Source organism: Pontibacter roseus DSM 17521, from assembly GCF_000373265.1.
Classification (GTDB): Bacteria; Bacteroidota; Bacteroidia; order Cytophagales; family Hymenobacteraceae; genus Pontibacter; species Pontibacter roseus.
In genome coordinates this window covers 597289-623085 of record NZ_KB890761.1, presented here as the reverse complement: position 1 = coordinate 623085, position 25797 = coordinate 597289, and the positions used below count along the sequence as shown (strand labels likewise).

Annotated in this window: 22 protein-coding genes; 15 read left to right on the top strand and 7 right to left on the bottom strand. The window is 55.1% G+C overall.

Annotated elements, in window-relative coordinates:
• Positions 1-123: 123 nt before the first annotated feature.
• The 3 genes from B051_RS0102845 (at position 124) to B051_RS0102835 (ending at position 3806) form a co-directional block, all read left to right on the top strand.
• Positions 124-1881: an ABC transporter ATP-binding protein gene (locus B051_RS0102845; RefSeq protein WP_018476667.1), complete on the top strand. Its 1758-nt coding sequence runs from the start codon at positions 124-126 to the stop codon at positions 1879-1881.
• An 84-nt stretch (positions 1882-1965) separates the two neighbouring features.
• Positions 1966-2595 carry a hypothetical protein gene (locus B051_RS0102840; RefSeq protein WP_018476666.1) on the top strand — a complete coding sequence of 210 codons (630 nt, stop codon included), beginning with the start codon at positions 1966-1968 and terminating at the stop codon, positions 2593-2595.
• Positions 2596-2738: 143 nt separating this feature from the next.
• The gene (locus B051_RS0102835; RefSeq protein WP_018476665.1) at positions 2739-3806 is read left to right on the top strand and encodes a coiled-coil domain-containing protein; all 1068 of its coding nucleotides are present in this window, start codon (positions 2739-2741) and stop codon (positions 3804-3806) included.
• An 11-nt stretch (positions 3807-3817) separates the two neighbouring features.
• On the opposite strand, the gene B051_RS0102830 is transcribed toward B051_RS0102835, so the two are convergent.
• Positions 3818-5218 (bottom strand): CPBP family glutamic-type intramembrane protease, encoded by a 1401-nt coding sequence (locus B051_RS0102830; RefSeq protein WP_018476664.1) that lies wholly within the window; start codon positions 5216-5218, stop codon positions 3818-3820.
• Positions 5219-5604: 386 nt separating this feature from the next.
• On the opposite strand from B051_RS0102830, the gene B051_RS0102825 reads away from it, so the two are divergent.
• Positions 5605-6153 (top strand): REP-associated tyrosine transposase, encoded by a 549-nt coding sequence (locus B051_RS0102825; protein ID WP_018476663.1) that lies wholly within the window; start codon positions 5605-5607, stop codon positions 6151-6153.
• 236 nt (positions 6154-6389) lie between these two features.
• Here the strand turns inward: B051_RS0102825 and B051_RS0102820 are convergent, their stop codons facing one another.
• Positions 6390-7304, bottom strand: a complete 915-nt coding sequence (locus B051_RS0102820) for a DUF4339 domain-containing protein (RefSeq protein WP_018476662.1) — start codon at positions 7302-7304, stop codon at positions 6390-6392.
• Positions 7305-7495: 191 nt separating this feature from the next.
• Here B051_RS0102820 and mfd point away from each other — a divergent pair, with 191 nt between their 5' ends.
• The 5 genes from mfd (at position 7496) to B051_RS0102795 (ending at position 14943) form a co-directional block, all read left to right on the top strand.
• Positions 7496-10867 carry a transcription-repair coupling factor gene (mfd, locus tag B051_RS0102815; RefSeq protein WP_018476661.1) on the top strand — a complete coding sequence of 1124 codons (3372 nt, stop codon included), beginning with the start codon at positions 7496-7498 and terminating at the stop codon, positions 10865-10867.
• Positions 10868-11184: 317 nt separating this feature from the next.
• The gene (locus B051_RS0102810) at positions 11185-12804 is read left to right on the top strand and encodes a PAS domain-containing protein (RefSeq protein WP_018476660.1); all 1620 of its coding nucleotides are present in this window, start codon (positions 11185-11187) and stop codon (positions 12802-12804) included.
• 117 nt (positions 12805-12921) lie between these two features.
• Positions 12922-13329: a response regulator gene (locus B051_RS0102805; RefSeq protein WP_018476659.1), complete on the top strand. Its 408-nt coding sequence runs from the start codon at positions 12922-12924 to the stop codon at positions 13327-13329.
• 161 nt (positions 13330-13490) lie between these two features.
• The gene (locus tag B051_RS0102800) at positions 13491-14288 is read left to right on the top strand and encodes a hypothetical protein (protein WP_018476658.1); all 798 of its coding nucleotides are present in this window, start codon (positions 13491-13493) and stop codon (positions 14286-14288) included.
• Positions 14289-14439: 151 nt separating this feature from the next.
• On the top strand, positions 14440-14943 hold the full coding sequence (locus tag B051_RS0102795; protein ID WP_018476657.1) for a hypothetical protein: 504 nt from the start codon (positions 14440-14442) through the stop codon (positions 14941-14943).
• Positions 14944-15011: 68 nt separating this feature from the next.
• Here the strand turns inward: B051_RS0102795 and B051_RS0102790 are convergent, their stop codons facing one another.
• A complete protein-coding gene (locus tag B051_RS0102790) occupies positions 15012-15596 on the bottom strand; it encodes a hypothetical protein (RefSeq protein ID WP_018476656.1) in 585 nt (194 codons plus the stop codon).
• Between the two features lie 69 nt (positions 15597-15665).
• Between B051_RS0102790 and B051_RS0102785 the strand changes: the two genes are divergently transcribed.
• The 3 genes from B051_RS0102785 to B051_RS0102775 all read left to right on the top strand — a co-directional run bounded on the left by B051_RS0102785 (position 15666) and on the right by B051_RS0102775 (position 18876).
• Complete coding sequence (locus B051_RS0102785) at positions 15666-16247, top strand: uracil-DNA glycosylase family protein (RefSeq protein ID WP_018476655.1); 582 nt, start codon at positions 15666-15668, stop codon at positions 16245-16247.
• Between the two features lie 60 nt (positions 16248-16307).
• A complete protein-coding gene (locus B051_RS0102780; protein ID WP_018476654.1) occupies positions 16308-17456 on the top strand; it encodes a pyridoxal phosphate-dependent aminotransferase in 1149 nt (382 codons plus the stop codon).
• A gap of 643 nt (positions 17457-18099) precedes the next feature.
• On the top strand, positions 18100-18876 hold the full coding sequence (locus B051_RS0102775) for an amidohydrolase (RefSeq protein WP_018476653.1): 777 nt from the start codon (positions 18100-18102) through the stop codon (positions 18874-18876).
• On the opposite strand, the gene B051_RS0102770 is transcribed toward B051_RS0102775, so the two are convergent.
• Both B051_RS0102770 and B051_RS0102765 read right to left on the bottom strand, forming a co-directional pair.
• A complete protein-coding gene (locus B051_RS0102770) occupies positions 18863-19249 on the bottom strand; it encodes a hypothetical protein (protein WP_018476652.1) in 387 nt (128 codons plus the stop codon). The genes B051_RS0102775 and B051_RS0102770 overlap by 14 nt on opposite strands.
• On the bottom strand, positions 19246-21480 hold the full coding sequence (locus B051_RS0102765) for a T9SS type A sorting domain-containing protein (protein WP_018476651.1): 2235 nt from the start codon (positions 21478-21480) through the stop codon (positions 19246-19248). Before B051_RS0102765 ends, B051_RS0102770 begins: the two co-directional genes overlap by 4 nt.
• A gap of 155 nt (positions 21481-21635) precedes the next feature.
• Between B051_RS0102765 and B051_RS0102760 the strand changes: the two genes are divergently transcribed.
• Positions 21636-22922, top strand: a complete 1287-nt coding sequence (locus B051_RS0102760; protein WP_018476650.1) for a UDP-N-acetylmuramoyl-tripeptide--D-alanyl-D-alanine ligase — start codon at positions 21636-21638, stop codon at positions 22920-22922.
• An 87-nt stretch (positions 22923-23009) separates the two neighbouring features.
• Here the strand turns inward: B051_RS0102760 and rfbC are convergent, their stop codons facing one another.
• Positions 23010-23552, bottom strand: a complete 543-nt coding sequence (gene rfbC, locus B051_RS0102755) for a dTDP-4-dehydrorhamnose 3,5-epimerase (protein WP_018476649.1) — start codon at positions 23550-23552, stop codon at positions 23010-23012.
• Positions 23519-23671 carry a hypothetical protein gene (locus B051_RS22365; RefSeq protein WP_157578477.1) on the bottom strand — a complete coding sequence of 51 codons (153 nt, stop codon included), beginning with the start codon at positions 23669-23671 and terminating at the stop codon, positions 23519-23521. The genes rfbC and B051_RS22365 overlap by 34 nt, the downstream gene beginning before the upstream one ends.
• A gap of 169 nt (positions 23672-23840) precedes the next feature.
• Between B051_RS22365 and hflX the strand changes: the two genes are divergently transcribed.
• Together hflX and B051_RS0102745 are read left to right on the top strand one after the other, a co-directional pair.
• Positions 23841-25028, top strand: coding sequence for a GTPase HflX (gene hflX / locus B051_RS0102750; protein WP_018476647.1), 1188 nt, complete (start codon positions 23841-23843; stop codon positions 25026-25028).
• A 185-nt stretch (positions 25029-25213) separates the two neighbouring features.
• Positions 25214-25708, top strand: coding sequence for a SixA phosphatase family protein (locus B051_RS0102745; RefSeq protein ID WP_018476646.1), 495 nt, complete (start codon positions 25214-25216; stop codon positions 25706-25708).
• Positions 25709-25797: the final 89 nt, after the last annotated feature.

Here is a 25797-nt window from a genome sequence, read left to right as displayed (position 1 = left end):
GGCCCATGCTACGAAGCTATACCTGTCCTGGAACCGCCTGCTCTTCCCAGGCAAAGTCCAAGGAAGTAGTATACCTGCGCCGAATGCTCGCGTAGGAAGAGAACCTCACCATACCTGTTTTACATGCGCGTACTCTGGAACTACCTGCAGCCTCACCGCGGGCTGGTCATACTTTCGCTGCTGCTGGCCGGCCTGAGCCAGGTGCTGGCCCTGGTGGACCCCATCATCTTCGGCAGAATCATTGACGACTACGCCACGCCACCCTTCACCATGACCAATGAGGAGCGGGTGGAAGGCGCGCTGTGGCTCATGCTGCTGGCCGTAGTAGTGGCGCTGCTCTCGCGGCTGGCCAAAGCGTTTCAGGAATATTTCACCAACCTGGTGGTGCAGAAGTTCGGGGTGCAGATATTCAACGATGGACTCAAGCAGACCCTGCGCCTCTCGTACCAGGAGTATGCGGACCAGAACAGCGGCGAGACGCTCTCCATCCTGCAGCGGGTGCGCCGCGACACCGAGCGCTTCATCAACGCCTTCATCAACATCCTGTTTTCCTCCATCGTGGGCGTGGGTTTCCTGGTATGGTATGCCGTAACCAAACATTGGGCGCTCGTGCCGATTTTTGTCATAGGCATCGTCGTGCTGGGCGGCCTGACCAGTCTGCTCAGCGCCAAAATCAAGACCATGCAGCGCTCCATCAACCGGGCCACCAACAAGATGTCGGGGGTGATTACAGAGTCGCTGCGCAACATTGAGCTGGTGAAAAGCCTGGGCCTGACCTACCCGGAGATACGGCGCCTGCGCGCGCATACCGAGCAGATTTTTGAACTGGAGATGGCCAAGGTGAAGCGCGTGCGCACCCTCTCCTTCTTACAGGGCACGGCACTTAACCTGCTCAAGCAATCCATCCTCTTCACGTTGCTCTGGCTCATTTTCCGGGACGTGCTCACCACCGGCGAGCTGATTTCCATGCAGTTTATCTCCGTCAGCATTTTTGGCCCTTTGCAGGATTTGGGCACTATCATCCTGTCATACCGTGAGGCGGAGGCGTCGCTGCTCAACTTTGATGAACTCATGAACAAGCCGGTGGAGACGCGGCCGGAGTCGGCCATCAACGTAGGACCGCTGCAGCAGCTGCGCTTCGAAGAGGTGGTGTTCCGGCACAAGGGCGCGCCACAGAACTCAGTGGACGGCATTTCCTTTGAAGCCAACACCGGCGACACCATCGCTTTCGTGGGGCCTTCGGGCTCGGGCAAATCCACGCTGGTGAAGCTTTTGGTAGGGCTTTACGTGCCGGTGAGCGGGGAAATCTTTTACAACGGTATACCTGTGCGGGACATCTGGCTGAACGAGGCGCGGCGGCAGCTGGGCTTCGTGACGCAGGAAACCAACCTGTTTTCGGGCACCATCAAGGAGAACCTGCAGTACGTGAAACCCGACGCCACCGACGAGGAAGTATACGCGGCCATGCAGAAGGCATCGTGCCTCAACCTGCTGTCGCGCTCCGAAAAGGGCATCCATACCCAGATTGGCGAAGGCGGCCTGAAGATGTCGGGTGGTGAGAAGCAGCGCCTTTCCATTGCCCGCGCCCTCATCCGCAACCCGCGCCTGCTCATCTTCGACGAAGCCACCTCCGCCCTCGACTCCCTCACCGAGGAGGAAATCACGGCGACGGTCAGGGAGATATCGGACCTGCGCGAGCAAATCACCATCCTCATCGCCCACCGCCTCTCCACCATCATGCATGCCGACACCATCTATGTGCTGGAGCGCGGCAAGATTGTGGAGCAGGGCAACCACGTGGAGCTGGTGGAGCAGAAGGGCCTCTACTATGCCATGTGGCGCCAGCAGATTGGTGAACGCAAAGTGGAGTTGATACGGTGAGGTATAGGTATAGCCTGCAACCTTCCGGATAACCACATGGTATGCAACCGTACTATTGAGACCAACAACTAACCGTATATACCCATGAAACTATACCCGCTTGCACTAGCTACCCTGGTAGCACTCGCCTCCTGCGGCTCCGACTCTGCCGATGGTAACTACAAACGCGCAGCCGATGATGAACTGATTGACGCGCAAATCGACAGCGACACCAAAGCCTCGATAGACAGCGTGGCCCGAGCCGCCGACGAGGGCACCATCCTGCACCCGCTCCCGGACACCCTGACCAGCCTGCTGCAGCAAAAGCAGCCGCAAGCCCAGGTGGCTCCGCTCACCGACCAGGCCATGGCAAACAAGACAAACCAGGTGGACAACCCGCTATACCTGCGCGGCAACCTCAACGGCAACAACACCGCAGATTACGCCGTGCAGGTGCTGCAAAACGATTCCATCCACATCCTGGCGTTCCTGGACTACGCGACGCCACAGGTGCGCGAACTCAAAGTGGCCTCCTATCCGGCCCAGCGATTGAACGACCTTCGCTACAGCACCTTCCAGCTCAAACTGGCGCCGCAGGACTCGCTCGTGCGGAACCCACGCCAGCAGCAGCGCACTACCCTCAAAACAGACGGCGTGTCGGTGATAGAAGACAACCGCACCACCCTCTACGTGCTGCAAAACAACCGCTTCATCCCTTTTGACGCGCAACAATAGGGTATAGCAGGACTGGCTGCAGGGTATACATGCCATACCTGGATTCTGGCCATGCAGCCAGTCCAACAATAAACAGCTATTTTTGTGTCTCCAGTTGCAGGCCAATCAAGCAGCAGTAGCACTGGCTCTGAATCTTTTTTAGCATGCCCCACTCCAACAAACCCGTTCCGTCTCTCACGCCCCAAATCACCGCCGCCGGCCAACGCCAGCTGAGCCAGCTACAGCAGGAGTTCAACCAGAAAACAGAACAGATAGAGCAGCTGAAACAGGAATTAGCCGCCCGTCGCGCCAGCATGAGCCAGGCCCAGAAGCGCATCGAGAAGGAGCTGCGGCCCATTATCGCGCAGCAGCTGGAGAAACGCGTGGAGTTGGTGCAGTTGCTGGATGAGGCCTTTGCCTTGCCCCTATTCAGCTTCCGGGAGAAGGAAAAACTGGCCTTGCTAATTGCCGACATCACCTATGATTTGATTGCCCAATACGAGCGCCGCGACATGGTGGAACTGCACGACCGGTATGCCGAAGTCCCTTACGCGGAGCGAATAGCCAGCCCAGCAGAAGACGGGTTTGATTGGGCCGAAGGTATAGCGGAAGACGAACTAGGTATAGCCGATGAGTTGGAGGACCTAAGCGATTGGGAGCGGATACAGGCTCAGCTGGACCGGGAGATGGAGGAAAGGGAACGGGAAAAGCAGAACCGCCAGAAAGGCCGCAAGACCAAAGCACAACAGGCCAAGGAGGCGCAGGCGAAGGCTGAACTCAGCAACATCAGCAAGGCCAGCCGCCGCGTGTATACCGACCTGGCCAAGCAGCTGCACCCCGACAAGGAGCAGGACGAAACCAAGCGCGCCTGGAAAGAGGAAGCCATGAAGAAAGTGACGCAGGCCTACCACCACGACGACTTTTTCGAACTGCTGCGCCTGCAGATGGAGTTCCTGCAGGAGCAGGGCCAGGCGCTGGACAAACTGCCCGATGAACAACTGCAGTATTACGTGCAGCTCCTCACCGACCAGGTGAACGAGCTGAAGGCAGAGCTCAACGGCTTCACCTTCGGCCCCGACGCCGACTTCTACAACCGTTTCTGCGGCAGCCCCAAACAGATGGACCAGAAGTTCAAACGCGCCAAAGAGGATTTAAATGAAGAGCTGGCAAGCCTGAAACAGAACCTCCGCATACTCCAGGACCCAGTCATGATAAAGACATTGTTGAAGTAGGTATAGGGCACCTACTCCTGGAAAGACACGACAGCCAAATCCGCCAGCTCCATCCGAGACTGCAACAGGATGCCATAGTTCGTTTTCAGGTATTCCTTGGCTTGCTCGAAACCACTTTTGGGCAGCTTGAAATTGTATTTCCCGAGCTCCAGCAAATCACGTCTTGAAATCAGCCTCACCTTAAAGTCGGTTTCCAGGGCACTCACCAACTCTCCCATAGTCACGTTCTCAAGCGTGATACCATCCGGGTTGCGCACCACGGTAGACTTCCCGATGTCTGCGACAGTATGGGCCGCCAGCTTAGCCGTATCAGTAATGGTCACGTCCCAGGCATCCATCTGTTGGGACCGGTAGCTGATGTCAAACTTGTACAGTTTCTGCAGCTGTCCCAAAACCTGTTCCTTGTTTTTCTTGATGTCTTTGGCGGGCGAATGTGGCTTAAATCTCACGTTAACCACCCTGTCGTGATGCCTGGCTTTTTCGAACTCAACTTCGGATTCATCCTTATCCAGTAGAGCCAAAATTACGTCTTTGAGTTTCTGGTTATCAAAGCCAACTGAGTCATGGCTTATCAGGTTAGAAGAAGGGGCGGTCTCGTCAAAGCGAATATGCTCCTCTACCTGCAAGGTATGACCATCGTTTTGGATGTTCAGCTTCTCTTCCAAAGTGCCCATGGTGGCCAGTGCCAGGCCAAAGAAAAGGGCGTTGTGACCGGCGTGCAGAAAATAGCCCCAGAAAAACCCGTGCTTCACACGCATGTAGCCCATCAGTAGTCCGCCAAAAATCTGTGGCGCCACGATAATGGGAATAAGCAGTATAGCAGCCGAGGCGTAGTCAAAATCGGTGAAGTTGGTGATGTGGATAAGGCCGAATAGAAACGCGACGGTGTAAAAGAAGGCACCGTATACCTTCGGCCATACCCTCTCCAGCGAATTACCGATGGCATCCACGTTCAGAAAATACAGGACCAGCGCCATGGTCAGCACAGCACTTGTTCCCAGTGCCCAGACCAGCGGCAGGTATTGGAACGTACTCACTGCCATCGTTAAAACCAGGATGAAGACCTCAAAGGAGATGTAGCCGATTTTGAACCGTAGGCCGTAGCGGAACACCAGCTCCTCCAGCAAAGGTATAGCCAACACCCCCAGCAGCAGAAAAGCCCAAATCGGAAGCTTTCGCAGCAGCTCCACCACCGCATGGTTCTCGCTCGAGTACCAGCCTGCCATTTCTATGAGCTGGACTAACCCTGATATCCCGATTACTATAATCACGTCAATCAGGAGCACAAGCAAGAGTATACGGATTTTACCGGCAGCACTCTGTTCTGCAGCGGGTTGGTCTTTCGGGTTCCGCAGAAAGGCCCAAATATCGGTACCGGTTTGTTTCAGCTGATGCGTAAAGGTATGGAGCATGAAAAAGGGTAGCTTGACTATAGCATTGATGATAGATTAAATATAGGCATATTTAAATATATTACCTTATATCCTACAGCTATTCTTCGCTTTTGTGGCGAATGCTATACCTTGGCGGTGGATGGAGAGTGGCTACAGTTTCGGGTTTGAAACCCAATAGTGCGATTATGTGGTTATCCGTAGGGACAGGTCGCGACCTTTCCCTACGATGGCTGAACGATGAAATAAAGTCGCTGGTGTGGCAATGGGTTGTTCTTCGCAGCCTCTGAAACCTTCAAATCAAGTCAGGGTTCATATTATGTCGCAGGTATAGCTATAGCGCAACTTGTGACTTCCCAAAACAGCAAGTTTGCAACTTGCGTGGGCAGCTAAGGTATAAGCACAAGATGAGCCGGAATTACAAAATCAGCGACCAGAGTCGGCTGCATTTCTTGTCTTTCTCTACAGTTTACTGGGTAGATGTTTTCACCAGACCTGCCTACAAGGACATTTTGGTGGACAGCTTAAACTATTGTATTGAGCACAAAGGGCTACAGGTATACGCTTGGTGCATCATGTCAAACCACGTTCACCTTATCATTGGCACACCGGAAGCGAACCAATCTGACATAATCCGGGACTTGAAGAAACATACTGCCAAAACCATCGTGAAGGCTATTGCTGATAACCCACAAGAGAGTCGCAAGGAATGGATGCTGTGGCTGCTTGAGAGGGCAGGGAAACAGAATGCGAACAACAAAAACTTTCAGTTCTGGCAGCAGCACAACCAACCCATTGAGCTAAACACTACTTTTTTGATGGAGCAAAAGCTGCAATACATCCATAATAATCCTGTAGAGGCAGGCTTTGTTACAGAGCCCCATGCTTACCCATACAGCAGCGCCATAGATTATGCAGGCGGTAAAGGCTTGGTCAACATCACGTTTCTGGACTAACTATACCTAACCATCCCTAACTATGCCACCAGTTTGAGCGCAGCGGTAACTGGTGGTACTTTTTAATAGCAAGTTTGCAACTTGCGCAAGTTGCAAACTTGCTAAATGGCCTGCCACAAGTTGCGCTGACGCTAAACTTGCGGGATGAAGGGGCTTTCGGACTGCAAATCAGAAAGAGCAGGTCTCCATAAACAGCCACATGTTGTACTGTTGCTAAACCAGCAAGAATTCTAGTATTAAATTTTTTGCCTAGAATAATAACTTATCCACCCTAAACCCTTCACCATGTATCTCATAAAACATATTATAATTGTAACTATAGTAACAATTATCAAAATAAAATTTAAAGCTTTTTCAATATTTTCCTCAAAGAAATTTTCTAATTCATAGTTTTTAGAATTGTACAGCTCCTTATAAGTTTCACTCTGTTGGTATAAATTTTCTGCTTTCTGATAGAGATTACTTTTAGTTTTAGTAAAATCGGTATAGATACTATATGAACTACCATTATTTAATTCCGAAAGCATTCTAAACATAATCCTGTCATCATCATTTTTTCCAAATTGTTCAATTTCTCTTTCATATTTATCAAATAGGCTTTTTTGATAAGACAAAGTCTGATTGATAGTAACTACATTTAATTTTCTTTCAATTGCAAATTGATGAGCGTCGTAGTCTATATGGGCTTGATTCGCAACTATGTATTCCTTACCAGCATCAATTGACAGTTTCTTTAAATCAGTAAGGTCCTTCTTTGCATCTATATACATCTTGGCACCCACGACAAGGCATACTATTACCCCTATTGATATTGAAATAATAAAAAGTTTGGAAATCAACAAGAGCTCCTTTGCAATTTTTGTTTTACTTATTGCTGTGTTGATTGGAGTAATATTCAAACGTTTGAACTCCGGCTTTCTGACTCCTAGATTAATATTGTAAGTTCTATCTTTTTCTAAAATATTGGATGGTATAGGTGGGGGGAAACCAATTAAGCTAGAGCTTAATTCCTTAAGTTGTCCAGCTTGTACCCAATCTTTTAATCCCTCGCGCCAAATAAGCGTACCTCTATTAATTTTCATACTTTGAACTTCATCAAAAGTAAAAGGCCCCCTTTGCTCTCCTTCTACAATAAAGTAATACCTCTCCATCTATCCCCAAAAAATAATAAAACACGTCAATATTACAGAATATCAATAATTTTTCCTAATCTCATAGATACCTTCTTCTTCTCCCCTCCCACACAAAACTTAAACTTCCGTATCTTTGTAAGGAAGAAACAGCAGAACACGACTTGGCTAAAGTCCTGTGTTCTGCCTTTGCTGTTTTGTGATATATCTGAATGAAAGTAACTGATTTTTTAGAGCTGTACCGACTCGACGGGGTGGTGCAGACCATTGCCGAGCGACTTAAAGCCGATAAACCCTACCGTCTGCAACTGAAAGGCATGGCAGGCAGCCTCGATGCTGTCATGGCCTCGGCAGTCTATACCTTGCACCCGCAGCACCAACTCTTCGTTTTGCACGACAAGGAGGAGGCGGCCTATTTCTATACCGACCTCAAAAACCTGCTCGGCGACGAGAAGGAGGTCATGCTTTTCCCGACGTCTTACAAACGCCCCTACAGCTTCGACGACACCGAGAACGCTAACATCCTCATGCGGGCTGAAGTGCTCAACCGCCTCAACACCAAATCCGACAAAGGCGAACTCATCGTGACTTACCCGGAGGCGCTGACCGAGAAGGTAATCAACAAAAAGTCGTTGGTGGAGAACACGCTGGGTGCCAAGGTGGGCGAAAAGTTGGACACCAACTTCCTGAGCGACATGCTGGCCGAGTATGGTTTTGAGCGCACGGAGTTTGTGTACGAGGCAGGCCAGTACGCCGTGCGCGGCGGCATTGTCGATGTGTTCTCTTACGCCAACGACCTGCCTTACCGCATCGAGCTTTTCGGCGACGAGATTGAGAGCATCCGTACCTTCGACCCCGACACGCAGCTGTCCGTGGAGACGAAGAAAAGTATCTCCATCATACCCAATGTACAGACCAAACTGCTGAAGGAAACCCGCGAGGCCTTCCTCGACTTCCTTCCTAAAAACACCGCCATCTGGTTCAAGGATGTGCGGCAGACGCTGGATGTGATTGACGAGTATTTCGACAAGGCCTCGCAGGCTTTTGAGAAGCTCATGGCCGGCAGCGGCGGCACCCAGATTGTATCGGACCCGGAGCAGCTTTTCCAGACGCAGAAGCAGTTCAAGAAACTGCTCGAGAAGTTCAGCATCGTGGAGTTTGGCAAGCGCTTCAACTACAAAGATACCGAGGTGCTGCAACTGCAGTCCAAGCCGCAGCCGTCGTTCAACAAAGACTTCAACCGGCTGGTGAAAGACCTGCACGAGCAGCAGAGCAAGGGTTTTGTGAACATCATTGCCACGGATTCGCCACGCCAAATCAACCGCCTCACCACCATCTTTGATGAGCTGGACCACGACATGCGTTTCCAGCACTTGGGGGTTTCGCTGCGGGAGGGCTTCATTGACGAACAGCTCAAAATCACCTGCTATACCGACCACCAACTCTTTGACCGCTTCTACCAGCACAAGGCCAAAGAGGGTCGTTCTAAGTCCAAGGCGATGACCTTGAAGGAGCTGCGTACGCTGCAACCCGGCGACTACATCACCCACATGGACTACGGTGTGGGGCGCTTTGCCGGACTGGAGAAAGTGGAAGTGGGCGGGCGCCTGCAGGAAGCCATCCGATTGGTATACCGCGACGACGATTTGCTCTATGTCTCCATCCACTCGTTGCACAAAATCAGCAAGTATAGCGGCAAGGAAGGTGGCCCTCCGACCATGAGCAAACTGGGCTCTCCGGAGTGGGAAAACAAGAAGAAGAAAGTCAAGAGCAAGGTGAAGGACATCGCCGCCGAGCTCATCCAGCTATACGCCAAGCGCAAGGCCGCGCCGGGCTACGCCTACAGCAAAGACGGCTTCCTGCAGGCCGAGCTGGAGTCCTCGTTCATCTACGAAGACACTCCGGATCAGGCCAAGTCTACTGAGGATGTGAAAGCCGACATGGAGCAGCCGCACCCCATGGACCGACTTGTGTGCGGCGACGTGGGCTTCGGCAAGACCGAGGTGGCCATGCGCGCCGCCTTCAAAGCGGCCTGCGACGGTAAGCAAGTGGCGGTGCTCGTGCCCACCACGGTACTGGCCATGCAGCACTTCAAGACTTTCCGCGACCGACTGGAGCAGTTCCCCATCACAGTGGATTACATCAACCGCTTCAAGACAGCTAAGGATATCAAGAATACGCTCAAGCGCGTGGCCGAAGGCAAAGTGGACATCCTCATCGGCACGCACCGCATTGTGAGCAAGGACGTGAAGTTTAAGGACCTGGGCCTGCTGGTGATAGACGAGGAGCAGAAATTCGGAGTGAAGACGAAGGAGAAACTCAAGGAGATGCGCGTGAATGTGGATACCCTCACGCTGACCGCCACGCCTATACCTCGTACGCTGCACTTCTCGCTGATGGGAGCCCGCGACCTGAGCGTGATTGCCACACCGCCGCCCAACCGCCAGCCCGTAAAAACAGAGCTGCACGTGTTCGATGAAATCCTGATTCGCGATGCCGTATCAGCGGAGCTGAAGCGGGGTGGCCAAGTGTTCTTCGTGCACAACCGCGTGAAGGACATCGACGAAATCGCCAACATGATTCTCAAGTTAGTGCCAGACGCCCGCATCACCTTCGCCCACGGGCAGATGGACGGCGAGCTGCTGGAGAAGCGCATGATGAAATTCGTGGAAGGTGAATATGACGTGCTGGTGTCCACTAACATCATCGAGTCTGGTCTGGATATACCCAATGCCAACACCATCATCATCAATCGGGCGCACATGTTCGGTCTGTCAGACCTGCACCAGATGCGGGGCCGCGTGGGCCGCTCTAACAAAAAGGCCTACTGCTACCTGCTCACACCGCCTGTAGCCGGCCTGCCAACCGACGCCCGCAAGCGACTGAGCGTATTGGAGGAGTTCTCAGATTTGGGCGAAGGCTTCAAAATCGCCATGCGCGACCTGGACATCCGCGGCGCTGGAAATTTGCTGGGCGGCGAACAGAGCGGCTTCATCAACGACCTCGGTTTTGAGATGTACCACCAGGTGCTCGACGATGCCATCAAGGAGCTGAAAGAAACCGAATTCCGGGACCTGTTCCTGAAAGACAACCTGGCTGAGTTTATGGAGCCGGTGCGCGACTGCAACATCGAGACCGACATGGAGGTGCTCATACCGGACTGGTATGTGAGCAACATCTCCGAGCGCCTCAGCCTTTACAGCAAGCTCGACAGCACCAAAGACCTGGAGGACCTGGAGAAGTTGCGGGCTAGCATCGTGGACCGCTTCGGGCCGCTGCCGGAGGAGGTACAGAAGCTGGTGGAAATCGTGAAGCTGCGCTGGCAGGCACAGCAGCTGGGCTTCGAGAAACTCACCATCAAAAAAGAGGTGATGAAAGGCTACCTGCCAAGCGACAACAACGACGCCTACTTCCAGTCCGAGACCTTTGGCCACATCCTCAAGTACGTGCAGCAGCACCCGCGCCGCTCACGCCTGAAGGAGGCCAAGAACAAGCTCATCGTGATTGTAGAGGACATCCAGGGTATAGCCGATGCACGGGAAGCGTTTGAGGGTTTGGGAGCAAAGGTAGCGGCCTCTGTTTAGGCCTTCCTATTGTAGTTGCAGCACGGTCAGAGACATGCGATGGTATACCTCTGACCGTGCCACATCCTCCTGCACGCTGCAACAACGGGCGAAGCTGCGCACATTTGCGCTGCGGCTACGAAACCTAGGGAGCAGGCAAACTGCACGGGCACAGCACTATTCCACAGGCTGTCAAACCATTATGCGATGTGCGTATCTCGTGATAGTCGATTTTTCTGAATTTAACCGTCCAGTATAACAATTCTTTGGCTTAATCTTACTATTTTAGTACCCTTACACCGCTACGAAAACCAAACTTAAACTTCATTTATTTCCTCGTGCAGACAGAAGTCATACCATCTCCTCCCCTACTGGGCCAAATTTTTCATGCGCTGCCGGGCATGTACATGCTCCTGTCTCCTGAATTGACCATACTGGAGGCTACAGATGCATACCTGAAGAGCACGCTGGCCACCCGCGAACAAATCATCGGGCAGAACCTATTCAAGATTTTCCCAAACAACCCCGCCACGCCAGACCTGGATTCTGCTCAACAGGTGCTGCAGTCGCTGCGCACGGTGCTGGAGCAGAAGCAGGCGCATGCCACACCCCAGTTCCGGTACGACATACCCTTGCCAACCGCACAGGGCGGCGGGTTTGAGGAGCGCTACTGGAGCACCACCAATGTGCCCGTGCTGGATGAGCAAGGCCAAGTGCAGTACATCATACACGAGGCGCGCGACATCACCGAGCGGGTGCTCAACGACATCAGGCAGCAGCGCAGCCAGGAGCACCTGAGCCTCCTGTCAACCGCCACCAAGGCGGTGGCCTGGGAGTATGATATCCTACACAACAAGATGACTTGGGGGGCGGGCCTGCAGGAGATTTTCGGGTATAGCCCCGAAGAGATGGGGTCAGGTGGGGAATCCTGGGACGCACGCGTGCACCCGGACGACTTTCAGGAGGTGCAGCGCAGCATCGAGGAGACCATACGCCAGCGGCGCGCTACCTGGACAGGCGAGTACCGCTTCCAGAAAGCGGACGGCACCTATGCCTACATCCTCGACCAAGGCTACACCGTGTATGATGGCAAGGGTATAGCCGTACGCACTATCGGCTCCATCATCGACATCACACAGAGCAAGCACACTGAGAAAGCCCTGAAAGAAAGCGACGCCCGTTTCCGACACCTATTGGAGGTGCTCCCGCACATGGCCTGGACGGCCTCGCCACAAGGCAAGGTCCTATTCTTTAACGACAACTGGTATACCTACACCGGTATGCGGCCCGGGCAGACAGACGGCTGGATTGGCGCGATACACCCAGACGACTCCGCCATGGTGCTCACCACCTGGCACGAGGCAGTTGCCAGCGGCATCGGCTTTGAAGTAGAGTACCGCATACGCAACCACTACGACGGCACGTACCGGTGGTTTCTGGAGCGGGGGGTGCCCATGCACGACGCCAACGGCAACATTACCCTTTGGATGGGCACCTACACCGACATAGAGGAACAAAAGCAGAACCAGGAGAACAGCAGCCGGGAAGACCAGCGACTGGAGAACCTGCTGCGCCTGTCGCCTGTGCACCTGTGCGTGTTCCATGGCCCGGAGCATGTGTGCCAGTACATCACGCCCGGCGTGTACAAGCTGTACGGCAATAGGGGCTACATTGGGAAGGCCGCCCGGGAGCTTTGGCCGGAGTTGGAGTCCTTAGGCTTTTTCGACCTGCTGGACGAGGTATATACCACAGGCGCCACGCGCCGCGTTAATGAGTTCAAGGCCCAGATAGACCGGCAGATGGATGGCAAGCGCGTGGAAGCTTACTTCAATTTCAAGTACCAGCCCATGCTCGACAGCGAAAACCAGGTGGAGGGCATTTTGGTGTCAGCCATAGAGGTGACCAATCTGGTGGTGGCCAGGCAAAAAGCCGAGGCCATCGCCAAAGGCATTTCCTGACAGCCTGTTGGCAAAAGCTGATTTCGGTCATGGCGCCCCTAGTGAAAACACAGTATTTTGCATTTGCCTCAAAACAAATTGAGGCAGGAATTGTAAAAGGAGACATAACCCGAGATTATGAAATCTGTTAAAACCGTACTTCTGATTGACGACGATGATACCACTAACTACCTTAACCAGCGCCTGTTGTCGCGCATGGAGGTAGCCCATGACATACGCGTGGTGACGAACGGAGAGGAGGCACTGGATTACCTGCAGAAGGCGTTCAGCGGCGTGGAAGACTACCCGACCCCTGACCTCATCTTCGTAGACATCAAGATGTCGGTTATGGATGGCTTCGAGTTCTTGGACGAATACCAGAAGTTGGAGAGCGTGAACAAGCTGCGCACAGTGATGCTGATGCTGACCTCATCGGCCAGCTTCTACGACCTGGAGCGGCTCAAAGGCTACCCCGAGGTACGGAAACACTATTCCAAGCCGTTGGCAGAGGCTGATGTGCGGGAAATCATGGAGGAGTACTTCTAGAACCCCTTCCCTATACCTAAGTTATTGAAGAGGTGCTGGCTACGTCGGCACCTCTTCTCGTTTGCAACGGTACTTTCGCCAACTATAGCCTTCGCAACCCGTAAAAAAACACATCCGCCATCAGCGGGTATTTTTGAATGGATTAAAAAGGAAACACAACTATGAAAGACCGAGAAGAGAACCACGGCAGACCTGGGGACGAGAACCAGCGCATAGGCCGCGAGCTATATCAGAAAGACCAGCAGCAGCAACCCACCCGCTACGGCTACCGCGGGCGCTCCGAGAAAAACTGGGACGAAGGCAACTTCTTCCACACAGGCCCCAACCCCAGAGGCGCGCAAGACAGAGGCCGTGGCAACTACCCGAGCGGAGGCAGCAGCGGCTCCTCGTATCGCGTAGGCGAGGGCGCTCACCTGAACGACCACTACGGCAGCCAGCCGGGAAGCCACTACCGGAATGAGAGCCATTTTCTAAACCACGGCGATAGAACGCATGGTAGCGGCCAACGTCCGCCTTATGTGCAGGATGGGTCACAGCCAGGCAACTACAATGAACCCCCAACCTCGCAGGACAGCCTGTGGCGGGAAGGGCCGGACACCCGCAGCCGCTACAAGGAGACCGACTTCCGCTACGGCAGCGGCTCCCATAACTGGTACAGCGAAGGCCGCTATTCGCCTGACGTGGCGCCGAGGAGCGATGACAACCGCGGCTTCTTCACGAAAGTGCGCGACACCTGGAATGACATCATGCACTCAGACGATACAGACTACCAGCGCAGGCAGCGGTATGACCAGCGCGCCGACCACCTGAGCAGCAGACAGCGCTATGGTTCAGAGCAGTATCGTGACCGCAATTTTGACCAAGGCTACGAGGGCGGTCCCCGCTGGGCCGACGAAACAGACTCAGGAAAGGACAATCACTACAAAAACATCGACCAAACCCAACGTTACCGCAGGTAATGCGTATACAAAGTTGATTAGGTTAATTGGTAGTAGATTAGTAAAAAAGAGAAGCTCGCCCGACAAGGCGGGCTTCTCTTTTTTATCTGGCCCTCGATTGCAGGAACCTCCGCCATACCTGCCCGTAAAACAAACATCAGAACATAGACGGGTGCCCGCTTTCCTACAGACGCACAGCCTGCTGAGCCACGGCATTCGACTGGAGAATTCAACGTTAAACCTGAACAAGATGCATCACGAGGAAGAAGAACGATACCACGAACGGCACAACAGGCCACAGCACCGCGATGAGCGCTCCTGGCACGAGGAGCAGACCTTCAGAAACCGTTGGGAGGAGCCCCAGCCTTTTATGCACGACCGGGAGCGGCGCGATTATGAAGAGAGCCGCGCGCAGCGGGAGTGGGAGCACAGGCAGCACCGGCCACCCCAGGCGGAGGAAATCAACAGGCGCCAGCATGGCTTCTCGGATGACCACCGCGGCGCGGACAGGCAGGAGGAGCAACGCCAGTGGCGCCATAGCCCCGGCCACTTCACGCCGGAGAACCAGCATGCCCGTGATCGTTGGCAGCAGCAAGAGAACCTGCCGCCCCTGCGGGAGCAGCGCCACCGCCGCCAGAGCCGGCGCGACGAAGACTGGGATAATCGCGGCTGGTAGGTATAAGGTATAGCACATCCGCAGAGCCCCTGCAGCCCCTTCCAATAACGGGCTGCAGGGGCTCTGTGCTAAAAACGCCGCCTCATTCCTATTCCAAAAGAGACCAATTCAGGTATACCCGGCACCAAGTTGAGCGACAGGTCGTTCTGTTCCGAAAGCCGGTAATTGTACTCCAACTCCCCCGCATACCAGTAGAATTTGTACTGCCAGTCGCGGCTGCGGCTGAAGTAACCATCATCCTCATATCCTTTCAGTCGGTTCCAATCGCGGCGGTATACCAGTGTGGGGCCTATGCCTCCGTTAAGCGAATGCCTGCCCGTCTTGAAAATCTGGCCGCGCCAGCCCAGGTGGGTGAAGCCCGCCAGTGAGGAGGCGCAGTCGGAATACAGGCCCTGCTGCACCCGCACGCTGATGACATCGCGCACCACAAAGCGGTCATACCCGATTATGCCTCCAAAGTTGGCCACCAGTATGCCCCTTTCGTCGAGGCGGTTGCGGAATATCTCCGGGTAAGGGGTTTCGCGCAAGTGCACCGACAGTCCGAAGAATTTTACGGTGAATGCGTTCTTCCACATAGGGGCCTCCTGCGCCAGTGCCAGTGGCGGCACCAACAGGAGCACCCAGAGCCATACCAGAAGTTTTGTCCACTGCATATCTCCTGCTTATACTTTTGCCGCTATAATTTGTTAGGAGTCTTTACCTTTGCACCTATCCGCATTACCATGGAGCAACTAGAGAACTTACTGCAACAAGTGCGCGCCTGCCGCATGTGTGCCGAGCATCTGCCACATGGGCCACGTCCTGTGCTGCGCGCGTCGCCATCGGCCAGGCTGCTGATTGTGGGGCAGGCACCTGGCACCCGCGTGCATGCCAGCGGCATACCCTGGGACGACCAGAGCGGCAAGCGCCTGCGGCAGTGGATGGGGATTTCGCCCGAGGTCTTTTACGATGAGAGCCAGGTGGCGATTGTGCCGATAGGCTTCTGCTATCCGGGCAAAGGCAAGAGCGGTGACCTGCCGCCCCGCCCCGAGTGCGCCCAGCACTGGCACCAGCAACTGCTCCCGCTGCTGCCCAACATCCAACTGACGCTTCTGGTAGGCAAATATGCGCAGGATTACTTTTTGGGTCAATCAGCAAAGACTACCCTCACCGAAACCGTGACAGCCTGGGCCGATTATCTGCCAGCTTACATGCCCCTGCCCCACCCTTCGCCGCGCAACCAGTTCTGGCTGAAAAGGCACCCGTGGTTTGAACAGGAGGCGGTGCCAGTGCTGCAGCAGCTCGTGGCAGAGGCACTCGGCTAAACTTCCACTTGGTTTCTTCGTTGCAAGTAATATCTTCGTTCGTCTATACTTCACCCGGATATGATTAACTACCCCAGCAGCAAACTCCCTGACGTAGGCACCAGCATCTTCGCGGTGATGTCAGCCTTGGCCAACGAGCATCAGGCCATCAACCTATCCCAGGGATTCCCGGATTTCAACTGCCCCGACGAGCTCATCCAGCTTGTCACCAAGTATATGCAGGAGGGCTACAATCAGTACGCGCCCATGCCCGGTATGGCGGCACTGCGCCACAAGATAAGCGAGAAGACCCAGAAGGTATACGGCTACCGCCCGGACGCGGATCAGGAGGTAACGGTGACATCCGGCGCGACAGAGGCACTTTTTGCCGCCATCACGGCCGTGGTGAAACCCGGTGACGAGGTAGTGGTGCTGGAGCCCTGCTACGACAGCTACGCACCTGCCATACGCCTGGCTGGGGGTGTACCGGTGTACGTGCCGCTGGCGCTACCGAATTTCAGCATTGATTGGGACCTGCTCCGGAAAAACATATCGCGCCACACGCGACTCCTCATCATCAACACGCCGCACAACCCCACCGGGGCTGTGATGTCGCGGGAAGAGATGGAAAAGCTGGCTAACCTGACCGATGGAACCGACATCCTGGTGATAAGCGACGAGGTATACGAGCACATGGTGTTTGACGGACAGGAGCACGTAAGCGCCCTGCAGGTAGAGTCGCTGCGGCAGCGCTCCTTCGTGATTTCCTCTTTCGGGAAGACCTACCACACCACGGGCTGGAAGATTGGGTACGTGGTGGCGCCGCCAGCCCTCACGGCAGAGTTGCGGAAGATGCACCAGTTCATTACCTTCTGCACCGTCACGCCGCTGCAACTGGCCATCGCCGACTTTATGGACAACGAGGAGCACTACCGTTCGCTGCCGGATTTCTACCAAGCCAAGCGCGACATGTTCTGCGATTTGGTGCGCCCTTCGCGCTTCGAACTTATGCCTTCGGCAGGCACCTATTTCCAACTGCTGAAGTACGACGCCATCTCCACGGAACATGACTTGGACTTCGCCCGCCGCCTCACAAAGGAGGTAGGCGTTGCCTCCGTGCCGGTATCCGCTTTCTACCACAACAAAACCGACCACCATTACCTCCGTTTCTGCTTCGCCAAAAGCGAGGACACACTGCGCCAAGCGGCTGAGCGGCTGGTGAAGTTGTAAGGAGGAGGAACGATGACTCTGTCCCTTAAAAAGGACTACTCCTGCACTTATTTCAACAGAGGTGAGTGCACGTGTAATCATTCTTTTTCTTTCTTATCTGTCATTCCGACGAAAGGAGGAATCTGTTACTCTTCTGGCGAGCATCCAGCGGCAGCGCAGATGCGGCTTATTTGAGGACACTGGCGAAGAAAGTAGGAGATACGACAGGTGCAGACCGGCTGGCTTATTCCACCGCCGGTTCCCGCTGCGCTCGCACCGGCGGTGGGTATGGTAACAGATTCCTCCTTCCGTCGGAATGACAGAACGTGTATGGGAATGATGGGAAAGGGTACAAGAACCGCAGGCGCTAGAACAGGTATGGCAGGTATAGCAAGGCATACTTACAACAGTAGCAACAGAGCGGCGGCTTGGGCTAGGTGCACCTTTTGGCGCTCCACTGTTCGAGCGGTCAGCGAGTTTGGAGCGTCTTGATACTTTTGCCTCCTTTTTTCATCAAGGAGAAAAGCAAGGCCCCGCCGCACAGGTGAGGCTTTGAAACAAAGTCAGAATGAAGCAGCAAGATTCGCTATTTAAAAGTATATAAAGCTTATAATCAATATCTCAAGAGAGAGGTATACCAATCATTATTGAAATCACTTTACCCATGCAAGACCTGCGCGTAACCATCATACAAACCGCCCTGCACTGGCAGGATGCCGAAGCCAACCGGGAGATGTTCTCGGAGAAGCTCGCCGCCGCCGCTCCGGCCACAGACCTGATTGTGTTGCCCGAGATGTTCACGACCGGATTCAGCATGGAGGCGGCGCAGCTGGCAGAAGAAGCGGAAGGCCCCACGCTGCGCTGGATGCAGCAGGAAGCGGAGAAGCACCAGGCTGTGCTGACAGGAAGTGTGATTGTGAAAGCCGGCGAACAGTTCTTCAACCGTTTATATTGGGTGCGGCCCGACGGCAGCCATGCCCACTATGACAAGCGGCACCTCTTCCGGATGGCGAAGGAGCACCATACCTATACCCCAGGCAAGGAAAGGCTCCTGTTGGAGCTGAAGGGCTGGAACATCTGTCCGCTGGTGTGCTACGATTTGCGTTTCCCGGTGTGGAGCCGAAATAAGGGTAGCGAGTATGACTTGCTGCTTTACGTGGCTAACTGGCCCAAGCCTCGCAGCAACGCCTGGAGCATCCTGCTTCAGGCCCGCGCTGTGGAAAACCTGGCCTATGTGGTGGGGGTGAACCGTGTTGGCTCAGATGGCAGCAAACACCCTTATTCCGGCGACTCGGCCATCATCCACCCCAAAGGCTACAAACTATTGGAGACAACCGAGGTGGAAGGCATACACACCATCACCCTCAGCAGGCAGGAGTTGGTCGATTTCCGGGAGAGTTTTCCGGCGCACCTCGACGCAGATGCCTTTACGCTGGGATAAGCTGCAGCAAAAGTCGCTTCAATTCCTCTTCATCAGCCACTGCACTGTGCCGTATAGTTGGCCTGGCATGTAGCATGCGCGACAGGCGTGGGTGGTGGCCTAACAGCAGGAGGTGGCGCTGCGGCTGTGGCTGCAACAGCTCTTCAAGCAAGGGCATCAACTGGTTCAAGTTTCCCTCTCCGGCCTTCAAACAGACTATGGTTCCCGGTGTCTCCTGCAGGAGCCGCACGGCGTAGTGCTGTAGCATCTCCTCCGACCGTGTATCCAAATCAAAAACAGCTAAATTCGGGAAGTGCTGGCGCGCCCATGCCAGCACCGGCTGCCCAAAGTTTGGTTCATCCGATAAGTCCATCCACAGCAGCGCCTGCATCATTGAATCACCAGTTTGCGGGTCTCCTGTTTCCCGTCACGGGAGGTGGCGCGCAGCAGGTATACGCCCGCCTTCAGGTGATTCAGGTATAGCCGGTGGTTCCGGTTGAAGCTGTCACCTGCGGCGTACACCTGTCGGCCAATCATATCATGCAGCACGATGGCCACCGGCTCAGCGGCACGCACCTGCACGGGCTCCTGGCTTGTCGATGGGTTGGGGTATACCCGAAGCGCCAGCCCGTCTTCTTCCTGGCCAGGTATAGCTTTGTTGCCCGCGGTCTGCTCGAGCAGGTATAGCCCGCCGCCCCGGCTCCCGATGGCCAGGTATAGCTTGCCAGGCCCGCCAAGTTCTGCCAAGGCCAGGCTCAGTCCGCGTCCTAAACGGGTGGTGTGTACCTCTCCTGTCAAATCATTTTCTAGCAACTCGACAATGGCCGTGAAGTCGCCTGTGAGTTTGTCCTGAAAGTCGGGGAACACCCGCAGTTCTCCACTATCGTCCACGGTCAGCAGGTCGGGTTTTCCGTTGCCATCCAAATCTGCCACGGCGGGGTGCAGGTTGCGTCGCAGGAAATCGAAGCCGAGGCCGCCAAATCCCTGTTTCTCCAGCGCGAAGGTGTTGTTGCCGGTGTTACGGTAATAGTCCAGGGAGCCGCTCGTCTTCCCGACCAGCATGTCCAGGAGGCCATCACCGCTCACATCGAACAGGAAGGGGGCATCGCCAGTCGCCAGGTTGTGGAGCAGCTGCAGGTTGTCTGCCCCGAAGGCATAGGGCTGCCCGGCTGCGGCGGTGTTGGCCATATAGCTTATCTGAGCGCCGCCATGATGCGACTGGTAGAAGAGCACCAGGTCAGGTTTGCCATCGCGGTTGATGTCAGCGAAGGAAGGCTTGATGGAGAGCATGTGCCGCGCCGCCAGCCCCAGGTAGTCATCCGTCTGCAAGGTATACGCAGGCGCTGTGGCGGTTCCGGTGTTTTTGTACAGGCTGAGCGAAGCGATGTACTCCCCGTTCCGGTTGGAGCGGCTGTTGCCCACCAGCATGTCCAGTTTCCCGTCGCCATCCACATCAGCGAAGGCCGGAAAAGCGCCCTCGCCCATGTCAATGGTCTGGTGCTGCAGAAAATCATCCTGCAAGAATTCAAAAGCAGGCTTATCGGCCTGCCCGGTGTTGCGGTAGAGCCATACGGAGCGCTGCGCCTCAATAGTGGCCTGGTGCAAGTCGGTGCCGTTCTCGTTGCTGTTCGGGGCTACCAGCAGGTCGGGTATGCCGTCAAACGTCACGTCTTCGTAATAGGCGGCGGGGAAGAGCTTGAAGCTGGCCGCTTTGGAGCTGGCGGGGAAGGCCGCGTCAAGACTCTCCATGCGGGCCAGCGCCTTAGTGCCCTTATTCTCCATCTTCACCAGGTTCTCGCACTCCACGTTGCCCATGAGCAGGTCTTTGTCGCCGTCTCCGTCCAGGTCGAGGGCCAGCAAGGCCGAGCCATCGTGCCCCGAGTGCAGCGGTCCGGCCATGCGGCACTGCACGCCAAACCCGAAGTTGTTGCAGCCGTGGCACTCGCTTATCTGTCCCCACCAGTCGGAGCCGAGCGTGAAGGCCAGCGAACCACAGGCTAGCCCTTCCTCCACCTGCATGTTCTGGTAATACTCCAAGGTATAGCCGCCGGAGAACTCCGTTATCAGAATGTCCAAGTCACCGTCGCCGTCCATGTCCACGATGGCGGGTATGTCGGCGTTGTTCATCTGCATGTTGATGTTGCTGGTGCCGCTGCGGCTCCTGTAGAAGAGGGCCTCCTGGGCGAGCACGAACTTGGAAAACTTGGCGTTGGTTGCCTCCTGCCGGTATACCTGTATGCCCAATGAGGTGCTGGTGAAAATGTCTTTGAGGCCGTCGCAGTTGTAGTCGCGCAGCAGCACCCAGTGCTCCAGCCCCTGCGGGAACATCGCCTCGTACTCCGGCGCGTATCGGTAGCCCCATTTGCCTCCCTCCTGCACCGCCAGGTAAGTGAACGCCTTGCGCAGCATCCTGTCGAAGATGAGGAGGTCGTCTTGCCCGTCTTTGTTGAGGTCGATGGTGGAGAACTGGGGGGCGTTGAGCCCGCCGCTCCATGGGTTGGAAAGGGCGCCGGTTGGCGTGATCACGGGCACATCGGTGCGCAGGCTGAAGCGCAGCGGCTCCTGGGCTACGACGTAGGATGTGGCTAGCAGGAAGAAAAGCGCGATGCGTAAAAAGTGTTTCATAGCGGTATGGCGTGTGCTCGGAGTTTTAAAAAGGGGTTCCGGGGGAGTGGTGTGCTATCGCTTTTGCGGTTTTGGGTGTATATTGCCGGTGCGGCCATGCACAGGTATGGCACCCTTGGCCGCAACGGCAAATTTCCAACTAAAATAAGCATTCCATGTCGAACAGCATCGACTTTCTTTACCAAAAATACCTGGAGTGCCGCCACGTCAGCACCGACTCCCGCGCACCTCAGGACCAGAGTATGTTTTTTGCCCTGAACGGCCCCAACTTCAAAGGCGCCAAATTCGCCCAGCCGGCGCTGGAGAGGGGAGCAAAATATGCCGTGGTGGATGACCCTGCCCTGGCGGCCGACAATGTGCTGGTGGTGGAAGACACGCTACAGGCGCTGCAGGACCTGGCGCGCCACCACCGCCGGCAGCTGAGCATACCGGTCATCGGCATCACCGGCAGCAACGGTAAAACCACGACCAAGGAGCTTATCTTCGCGGTGCTGAGCCAGAAATTCAACACCCTCTATACCCAAGGTAACCTCAATAACCACATTGGGGTGCCGCTCACGCTGCTGCGCCTCAAGCCAGAGCACGAAATGGCCATCATCGAGATGGGTGCCAACCACATCGGGGAGATTGCCTTGCTCAGCAGCATCGCCCAGCCTACCCACGGCATGATTACGAACATCGGCAAGGCGCACCTGGAAGGCTTCGGCAGCTTGGAGGGCGTGGCCCGTGGCAAGAGCGAACTGTACGTGCACCTGCTGGAGCATGGCGGCACCGTATTCGTGAACACCGGCAACGAGCACCTGATGCGCATGAGCCGCCGCATCGACAGCAAAATCACCTACCCGGCCCCCGGCGACTTCTATCACAGCGAGTTGCTGGAGGCCTCGCCTTATGTGGTGTACAAAGATGAGGAGGGGAATACGGTGCGCACCCAATTAGTAGGCAGCTACAACTACGAGAACATGGCCGCAGCCGCCTGCATTGGCAAGTTCTTTGGCGTGCCGCTCCAGAAAGCCAACGAGGCCATTGCTAATTACAGCCCGGTGAACAACCGCTCGCAGGTGATGCAGAAAGGCAGCAACACGCTCATCTTGGATGCTTACAACGCCAACCCGACTTCCATGGCCGCCGCTATACGCAACTTCGGCGGCATGAATGCGGCACGCAAGGTCGTGATTGTGGGCGATATGCTGGAGATGGGTGCTGAGAGTGCCGCTGAGCACAAGGCCATTGGCCAAATCATCGCGGAACAGAGCTTTGAAACCGTGCTGCTCTGCGGCCCGGAGATGCAACACGCCGCCGGAGCCGATAGCCGTTTCCACTACTTCGCCACCAAACCGGAACTACAGGCCTGGCTGCAGGCTAACCCGGTTACGGAGAGCTATGTGCTGGTGAAAGGGTCAAGAGGCATGGGCTTGGAAACATTGGTGGAGGTGCTGTAGATTCGTTTCATGCTTCATGAGAAGCGAAGGCCAGTGGTAAACTATACCACTGGCCTTCGCTTTTCAGTTCCTATACCTTCATCTGTTCTAAAACGGCGAGTCAAAGTCCTGCAGCAGCGGCAGCACTTCATCCTTCGTCGACACGATTGGCTCAGATATACCCCAGTCTATACCCAAGGCCGGGTCGTTCCAGAGGATGCCTCCCTCGGATGGCTGGTTATACACATTGGTGCATTTGTACAGGAAAACCGTGTTCTCCTCCAGCGCCACAAAGCCGTGCGCGAAGCCTTCAGGTATGTAGAGCATGTTGTGCTGTTCCGCATCTAGCACGCAGCTGACATGCTGCCCGTAAGTGGGAGAATCCTTGCGCAAATCCAAGGCTACATCCAGTGCCCTTCCCGATGATACCCGTACCAGTTTGCCCTGCGCGTAAGGTGGCCGCTGAAAGTGCAGCCCACGCAGCACCCCTTTTTTCGAGACGGACTGGTTGTCCTGCACAAACACCGGGTTGATGCCGAAGGGGGCAAACATCTTCTCGCTGTACGTCTCCATAAACCAGCCCCGCTCGTCTCGGAAAATGCGCGGCGTAAATTCAATCAGGCCTTCGATGTGGCAGGTCTTGGATTCCATCCTTTGGTCTTGAGTGCTGTGGTTTCGTTCTTGTGTGGCGGGTCCGCCAGGTATAGCGGGTATACCCACGCCCTCACTGAGAGCGTGAGCAAATATACACCTGTTTCCGTTGCTACCATGCTGGAGCGGCCATTTTAGCGCACCATCTCAAATTTTAACCTAACTTGCGTTTGCTCACGTGTACCCCCTAGCCGGCATAATCACGTACAAGAGTGCGCTGCTATACCTTCAGGCAGCGGGCAGCCAACAGAGCCCTGCCAATTATACCATGACGCATAAAGACTACTAATGGGTAAAAAACAGTTTTACGATACCGCCAAACCACAGGAAACGGCTGTGCTGGTGGCGGTGCCTGCTTATAAACAAACCGACGAGCAGACCAACGAGTACCTCGATGAGCTTGCCTTCCTGACCGAGACGGCAGGAGCCGTTTCACTGAAACGCTTCGTGCAGAAGCTGGACAAGCCAGATACGCGCACCTTCGTGGGCAGCGGAAAGCTGGAGGAGATAAAAGCCTATGTCACGGAGCATAGCATCGACATGGTCATTTTCGACGATGACCTGAGCCCCTCACAGGTGCGCAACATAGAGCGTGAACTGCAAGTCAAGATTGTGGACCGCAGCTTGCTGATTCTAGACATATTCGCTCTCCGCGCCAAAACCGCGCAGGCGCACACCCAGGTGGAGTTGGCCCAATACCAGTACCTGCTGCCCCGCCTGACCAACCTCTGGACCCACCTTTCCAAACAGAAGGGTGGTATCGGTATGAAAGGTCCCGGTGAGACGGAGATTGAAACGGACCGACGTATCGTGCGCGACAAAATATCCTTGCTGCGCGACCGCCTCGAGAAGTTTGAGCGACAGAACTTTGAGCAGCGCAAATCACGGGCAGGTATGGTGCGTGTGGCGCTGGTAGGGTATACCAACGTAGGCAAGTCCACCCTCATGAACCTGCTCTCCAAGTCCGATGTGTTCGCCGAGAACAAGTTGTTTGCCACCGTGGATGCCACCGTGCGCAAGGTCGTGCTCGACAACATACCTTTCCTGCTGTCTGACACGGTGGGGTTCATCCGGAAACTGCCCACCAAGCTGATAGAGGCTTTCAAATCCACGCTGGACGAGATACGAGAGGCCGACCTGCTGGTGCATGTGGTAGATGTATCGCACCCCTCCTTTGAGGACCAAATCGCGGTGGTGAACAACACCCTGCTCGACATCAACTCCGCTGACAAACCGGTGCTGCTCGTGTTCAACAAAATCGACCAGTACCTGGAGCAGCGCGAGCGCGAGCTGCAGGAAGACGGGCATGAGGTGCGGCCTTCCATCGAGGACCTGAAGGCGACCTACATGGCTAAAATCCATGCGCCTGCCCTGTTCATCTCGGCCACCAACCGCATCAACATTGAAGAGATGCGTGCGGAACTGCAACGGCGCGTGGCGGAAATACACTTTGAGCGGTACCCCAACAACGTATAAACGTACTATCATAAACAGAAGCGGGAAGGTCTACACAGGCTTTCCCGCTTCTGTTTTAGGACACGCACATGCCCTCGCAGCATGCTTTAACCTGCCCCTCACAACTATTTTCGTGTGCTTGCAGTAAACACCAACCATAGCAGCAGCAAGATGCGCTGCGGCTATGCCCTTTCTGAAAGACCCATATGAAAACCTTGTACATACTGCGACACGCCAAGTCTAGCTGGGAGTTTGAAGAACTGAGCGACCACGACAGGCCCCTGAACAAGAGGGGCCGCAGCGACGCCCCCCTCATAGGTCAGGAACTGGCCAGCAACAACGTCAAGCCGCAGCTCATCATCTCTAGCCCGGCCGTCAGGGCTATCACTACCGCCACACTTGTTAGTAAGGAACTGGATTACGATGCCGACGATATCGTGGTGGATGAGCGCGTGTACGGCGCCAGCCCCCAGGAGCTTCTGGAGGTGGTGCAACAGGCCCCCGCTGATGTGGAGAGCCTGATGCTGGTGGGCCACAATGAATCCATCTCTGATTTCGCCAATATGCTCTCGCCTAAGCATGTGTCCCGGCTCCCAACCGCTGGCGTGGTGGCGCTCAGCTTCAACTGCGACAGCTGGTACGACATCAGGAAAGACAATGCTGAGCTCCTGTTCACTGACTCCCCTAAGAACCATAAATAAACCAACCTGCTGAAGGTCTATGCGCCGCGTCTTCGCCCTTGCATGGCGCAGCAAAAGCATAGACCCAGCATCACCCAGATTACTGCCGC